The organism is Aeromonas popoffii, assembly GCF_000820025.1.
GTDB classification, from domain to species: domain Bacteria; phylum Pseudomonadota; class Gammaproteobacteria; order Enterobacterales; family Aeromonadaceae; genus Aeromonas; species Aeromonas popoffii.
In genome coordinates, this window is record NZ_CDBI01000025.1 from 136,878 (window position 1) to 142,844 (window position 5,967).

Annotated in this window: 7 protein-coding genes; 6 read left to right on the top strand and 1 reads right to left on the bottom strand. The window is 59.0% G+C overall.

The genetic code is table 11. The features are described 5' to 3' along the window. Positions 1-40 precede the first annotated feature (40 nt). A complete protein-coding gene (queG, locus tag BN1129_RS05965; RefSeq protein WP_042035130.1) occupies positions 41-1,195 on the top strand; it encodes a tRNA epoxyqueuosine(34) reductase QueG in 1,155 nt (384 codons plus the stop codon). 83 nt (positions 1,196-1,278) lie between these two features. Further along, positions 1,279-2,028: a polyphosphate--glucose phosphotransferase gene (gene ppgK / locus BN1129_RS05970; protein WP_042035131.1), complete on the top strand. Its 750-nt coding sequence runs from the start codon at positions 1,279-1,281 to the stop codon at positions 2,026-2,028. Positions 2,029-2,103: 75 nt separating this feature from the next. On the opposite strand, the gene BN1129_RS23740 is transcribed toward ppgK, so the two are convergent. Next, positions 2,104-2,295: a hypothetical protein gene (locus BN1129_RS23740; protein ID WP_042035132.1), complete on the bottom strand. Its 192-nt coding sequence runs from the start codon at positions 2,293-2,295 to the stop codon at positions 2,104-2,106. Between the two features lie 367 nt (positions 2,296-2,662). Here BN1129_RS23740 and metN point away from each other — a divergent pair, with 367 nt between their 5' ends. The 4 genes from metN to rfaH all read left to right on the top strand — a co-directional run bounded on the left by metN (position 2,663) and on the right by rfaH (position 5,859). Continuing rightward, entirely contained in the window at positions 2,663-3,706 is a 1,044-nt protein-coding gene (gene metN / locus BN1129_RS05980; protein ID WP_042035133.1) for a methionine ABC transporter ATP-binding protein MetN, read from the top strand. Between the two features lie 76 nt (positions 3,707-3,782). Continuing rightward, on the top strand, positions 3,783-4,436 hold the full coding sequence (locus BN1129_RS05985) for a methionine ABC transporter permease (protein WP_042035134.1): 654 nt from the start codon (positions 3,783-3,785) through the stop codon (positions 4,434-4,436). Between the two features lie 26 nt (positions 4,437-4,462). After that, the gene (metQ, locus tag BN1129_RS05990) at positions 4,463-5,263 is read left to right on the top strand and encodes a methionine ABC transporter substrate-binding lipoprotein MetQ (protein WP_042035135.1); all 801 of its coding nucleotides are present in this window, start codon (positions 4,463-4,465) and stop codon (positions 5,261-5,263) included. A gap of 95 nt (positions 5,264-5,358) precedes the next feature. Further along, positions 5,359-5,859, top strand: a complete 501-nt coding sequence (gene rfaH / locus BN1129_RS05995; RefSeq protein WP_042035136.1) for a transcription/translation regulatory transformer protein RfaH — start codon at positions 5,359-5,361, stop codon at positions 5,857-5,859. Positions 5,860-5,967: the final 108 nt, after the last annotated feature.

The window sequence follows — 5,967 nt, forward strand, 5'->3', positions numbered from 1 at the left end:
GGTTGACCCGGGACATCAAGCCTTTGGGGCTGGATGCAGCATGAGCACACCTGATTTGCAGCAGTTGGCCCACGATATCAAGCTATGGGCGAGCGAGCTAGGATTTGACCAGATCGGCATCACGGACACGGATCTCAGCCTCGAAGAGCCCAGGTTGCAGGCTTGGCTGGATGCCGGCCATCACGGCAGCATGGACTACATGGCCCGCCACGGCATGATGCGAGCCAGGCCCCACGAACTGCTGCCAGGCACCCTGCGGGTGCTGTCGGTACGGATGAACTACCTGCCTTTCGAGGCCGGCTTTGCCGCCACCCTGCGCGACCCGACCCTCGGCTACATCAGCCGCTACGCCCTCGGCCGCGACTACCACAAGGTGCTGCGCAACCGCCTCAAGCAGCTGGGGGAGCGGATCGAGCAGCGCTGCCAGGCGCTGTTTCACACCGACCAGGACACCATGGGAGAGTGGCGCCCCTTCGTCGACTCGGCCCCCATACTGGAGCGGCCACTGGCCGCCAAGGCGGGACTAGGCTGGATTGGCAAGCATTCACTGTTGCTCAACGAGTCGGCGGGTTCCTTCTTCTTTCTGGGGGAGCTGCTGATCAGCCTGCCGCTCCCCCTGGATGCCCCGGTGGAAAAAGAGCTGTGCGGCAAGTGCGTGGCCTGCATCAATATCTGCCCGACCGGCGCCATCGTCGCCCCCTATGTGGTGGATGGGCGCCGCTGCATCTCCTACCTCACCATAGAGAACGACGGCCCCATCCCGGAAGAGTTCAGGCCGCTGATGGGCAATCGCATCTATGGTTGTGACGATTGCCAGCTCATCTGCCCCTGGAATCGCTATGCGAATGTAAGCCCGGAACCCGACTTCAAAGCGCGCCCCAACCTGCACCGCCCCCCCCTGCTAGAGCTGTGGCGCTGGAGCGAGAGCGAGTTTCTCAAGCACACTGAGGGGAGCCCGATCCGGCGTATCGGCTATCAGCGCTGGCGCCGCAACCTGGCGGTGGCACTCGGCAACGGCCCGGCCATCCCCGACGTCATAGCGGCGTTGCAACTCGCGCTGGACGAGGCTGAGCCCATGGTGGCCGAACACATAACGTGGGCGCTGGCAACCCTGGCCCGGCGCCAGCAGGATGACAGCAAAAAAACCCGTTTGCTGATCCGTTGCATCGAAAAAGGTTTACCAGATCACGCATAAGCGGTCTGCCCCTTGCCGGATACACGTCATTTTTTCATGCTCTGTCGACGGTAAAGCGTCGGCACTATAAAAGGAACAATCTGATGCAGATGTTGGGAGTGGATATCGGTGGCTCAGGGATCAAGGGATGCCTGGTCGATACCGAAACGGGCGAGCTGATTGGCGAGCGCCATCGTCTGGTGACGCCGCAACCGGCCACCCCGGCCGCCGTGGCACATACCCTCAAGGCACTGGTAGAACATTTCCAATGGAAGGGCCCGGTGGGCTGCGGCTTTCCCGCCACCATCCACAACGGCATCGCCAAGAGTGCGGCCAACATCGACAAGCGCTGGGTTGAGACCGATGCCGCTCACCTGTTTGCCGATGTGACCGGCCTGCCCTGCCATGTGCTCAACGATGCCGATGCGGCTGGCCTGGCCGAGATGCGCTTCGGTACCGGCAAGGATCGCAAGGGCGTCATCATACTCGTCACAATCGGCACCGGCATAGGCACGGCCGTGTTCGTCAATGGCCAGCTGCTGCCCAACACCGAGCTGGGCCACCTGATGCTGGAGGGCAAGGTTGCCGAGCACTACTGCTCCGATGCGGTGCGCAAACGCGAGGATCTCTCCTGGGGCCGCTGGGGCAAACGCTTCAACAAATACCTGGCCAGGCTGGAGTTTCTGTTCTCCCCCGACCTCTTCATTCTGGGGGGCGGCAGCTCCTCCAAGCTCGATAAGTTCATCGACAAGATTGAGACCCGGGCCCCCTTGGTAGCGGCCGCCAACCTCAATCAGGCCGGTATCATAGGCGCCGCCCTCCATGCGGCCGAACGCACCGCCGAACAGCAGTAAGGCGGCATCCCCACCTTGGGTCGATCATAGAAAAGGCCCGGCAGATGCTGGGCCTCTCTCATTACACCTGTGTAGCTAGACGATGCCCCCGTGCACCAGCCGGGTCATACGGGTCTGCTCGTGCGATGACAGCGCACTCAGCAGTGCGACCGTCTCTTGCGCCGGGCACTCGCGGGCCAGGTGGCCCAGCTCGCCGATGAGTTTCTCCTCCTGACGACACACCTGCTGCACTATGTCCTGAGTCTGGGCATGGCAGGCAACGACCAAGAAAACAGCGATCAGAACAAAGTGGAATGATTTGTGCCGATACGGTCGTAATGGCAGCATGGCCAGGCAAATCTGAATCGAGACTAATAAAGAAGGATATAAGAACACATTTACCATGTGATATTCGGCAATATGGCTACACTGCCAAATACAATATTGATGTGAACCAGATCACCGTTCGCGTTAGTCGGCAGGCGGGAATCCTTAGCACTTTTTTAGACGTCTAAACGTCTAAATCAGCATTGACACAGCCATCCAGACATCTTAGCATCATCCTCCATGATGACAGAGTAACCCAGTGGAACCTCTGCCCAATTCACCCGCCTGTAGCGCCCTGTGCTTTAAGGCTGTTAGCACGGAAGAATCCATGATTAAGTTGAACGGTCTCAACAAAGTCTACGGTAAAGGCAGTGATGCCGTGCACGCCCTGCGTGACGTGAGCCTGCATGTGCCACAAGGCAAAATTTTCGGGGTGATCGGCGCCTCAGGGGCTGGCAAGAGCACCCTCATTCGTTGTGTCAACCTGCTGGAGCGCCCGACAGAGGGCCAGGTCATCGTCGATGGCCAGGACTTGGTCGCCCTGCCGGAGCGGGAGCTGACCCTGGCCCGCCGCCAGATCGGCATGATTTTTCAGCACTTCAACCTGCTCTCCTCCCGTACCGTGTTCGCCAATATCGCGTTCCCGCTGGAACTGGCAGGCTGGAGCAAGTCCCAAATCCGGGCCCGGGTCGATGAATTGCTGGCCCTGGTCGGGCTGGAAGCCCGCGCGCATGCCTATCCGTCCGAGCTGTCAGGCGGTCAGAAACAGCGCGTCGCCATCGCCCGCGCCCTGGCACCGGCTCCCAAGGTATTACTGTGTGACGAGGCCACTTCGGCCCTGGATCCACAGACTACCCGTTCGATCCTGAGCCTGCTCAAGGAGATCAACGTCAAACTGGGGCTCACCATCTTGCTCATCACCCATGAGATGGACGTGGTGAAGGGGATCTGTGATGACGTAGCCATCATCAGCGACGGCAGTCTGATCGAGCAGGGCGAGGTCGCCTGGTTCTTCAGCAATGCCAAAACCCAGCTGGCACGGGACTTCATCCACTCCACCATACATCTGGAGGTACCGCAGGAGTATCAGGACAGGCTAAGTGCAGAGCGGGTGGCCAACAGTTATCCGCTGGTAAAGCTCGGCTTTACCGGTAGCACAGTCGATACGCCACTGATTTCCGAGGCGAGCCGTCGCTTCAACATCGATATCAGCATACTGAGCGCCGATATCGAGTACGCCGGGGGCGTCAAGTTCGGCTTCCTGCTGGCAGAATTGTTCGGGGATGAGGCCCAGTGCGAGGCGACCCAGCAGTTCCTGATCGACAACCATATTCAGCTGGAGGTAATGGGTTATGTCCGCAGCAATGACTGATCTACTCATCACTGCCCTCAAGGGATGCCAGACGCAGTCCCTGATCACAATCGCATTCAGCTGGAGGTAATGGGTTATGTCCGAAGCAATGATTAATCTGCTGGTCACAGCACTCGGCGATACCCTGCTGATGGTGTTTGCCTCCGCCCTGTTTGGCTGCCTGCTCGGCCTGCCGCTGGGTGTTGCACTGCACGTGACCAAGGCGGGCCAGATCCTGGCCAACCCGGTCCTGAACAAGTTGCTCGGCATCCTGGTCAACATTGGCCGCTCAGTGCCCTTCATCATTCTGCTGGTCGCCATCATTCCGCTGACCCGGCTGATCGTCGGCACCAGCATAGGCACCATAGCCGCCATAGTGCCGCTGACCATAGGTGCCGTGCCCTTCATCGCCCGTCTGGTAGAAGGCGCCCTGATGGAGGTGCCGGACGGCTTGCTGGAAGCTGCCAAGGCCATGGGTGCCAAACCCTTGCAAATCATTACCAAGGTGCTGCTGCCCGAGGCCCTGCCCGGCATCGTTAACAGCGTCACTATTACCCTGGTCACGCTGGTGAACTACTCTGCCATGGCCGGTGCCATCGGCGGCGGTGGTCTGGGTGATGTGGGTATTCGCTACGGCTATCAGCGCTTTGACCCCACCGTCATGCTGGCAACCGTCGTCATTCTGGTTTTACTGGTTCAACTCATCCAGAGCGCAGGTGAGCGCCTGGTCAACACATGTGATCATCGTTAATCGTCGATTGCTGACAGGAGGTTTTTATGAAATTTGGCATTAAATCCGTTGCGGCTGCCCTGCTGGCTGGCCTGGTTCTGGCCGGTTGTGGTCAGAAAGAAGAGAACAAGACCCTGAAAGTGGGTGCCATCGCCGGGGCGGAATCCCAGCTGGTGGAAGCCGCGGCCAAGGTCGCCAAGGACAAGTTCGGTCTGGATGTCGAAGTAGTTACTTTCTCCGACTTCGCCACCCCGAACGTGGCCCTGAACGATGGCAGCATCGATCTGAACGCCTTCCAGCACAAACCGTATCTGGATAGCCAGGTCAAGGATCGCGGCTTTGATCTGGTGCCGGTCGGCAACACCTTCGTCTACCCCATCGCCGGCTACTCCAAGAAGATCAAGACCCTGGCCGATCTGAAAGAGGGTGCGCAGATCGCCGTGCCGAACGATCCGACCAACCTGGGTCGTTCCCTGATCCTGTTGCAAAAGCAGGGCCTGCTGACCCTGAAAGAGGGCACAGGCCTGGAAGCGACCGTGCTCGACATCGCCAGCAACCCGAAGAAGCTGAAGATTGTTGAACTGGAAGCAGCCCAGCTGCCCCGTTCCCTGGAAGACGTGGATCTGGCCATCATCAACACTGTCTACGCCTCCCAGATCGACCTGCTGCCAAGCCGTGACGGCTTGTTCGTGGAAGACAAGGACTCCCCCTACGTCAACCTGCTCGTTTCTCGTGGCAACAACAAGGATGACGCCAAGGTGAAGGAGTTCGTCCAGGCCTTCCAGAGCGATGAAGTGTACAAAACTGCTAACGAACTGTTCAAAGGCGGCATCGTCAAAGGTTGGTAATCACTCACTCTGCAAAAAAGGCCACGCCAAGCGTGGCCTTTTTTATTGTCGCGGTTATCATAACCGGGAGCACGGCAACACGAACATAACAGAACATGAAAAAATGGTATCTGGCCTACTGCAAGCCAAAGGAAGAGGCCCGCGCCCGCGCCCATCTTGAGGCCCAGGGGATTGCATCCTATTACCCCATGGTCGAAATCGAGAAGCTGCGGCGGGGCAAGCGTGTCCCGGTGCGGGAACCCATGTTTCCCAACTATCTGTTCATCTATGTAGATCTGGAAGAGGTCACCCCTGTCACCCTGAAATCGACCCGTGGCATCAGCCGCATCATCCACTTTGGCAAGGAGTGGACCTCCATAAGCAGCCAGCTGGTCTATCAGTTGATGAGCCGCGATGACAGCGACGAGGCGAGAGCCAGCTACGCCAACCTGCCGACCCAGGGCGACAAGGTGTTGATCGAATCGGGTCCATTGGCCGGGTTCGAGGCCATCTATCTGGAACCGGATGGGGAGAAACGCGCCATCCTGCTGGTCAGTCTGCTGAACCAGGAGACATCCAGCAGTTTCGACAATCAGGCCTTCCGCCGTCTGGACTAGCCCTCATCTGGCGTCCATGGCGAGCAACGCCTCACTCCTGCTGGTCAGTCTGCTGAACCAGGAGACATCCAGCAGTTTCGACAATCAGGCTTTACGCCGTCTGGACTA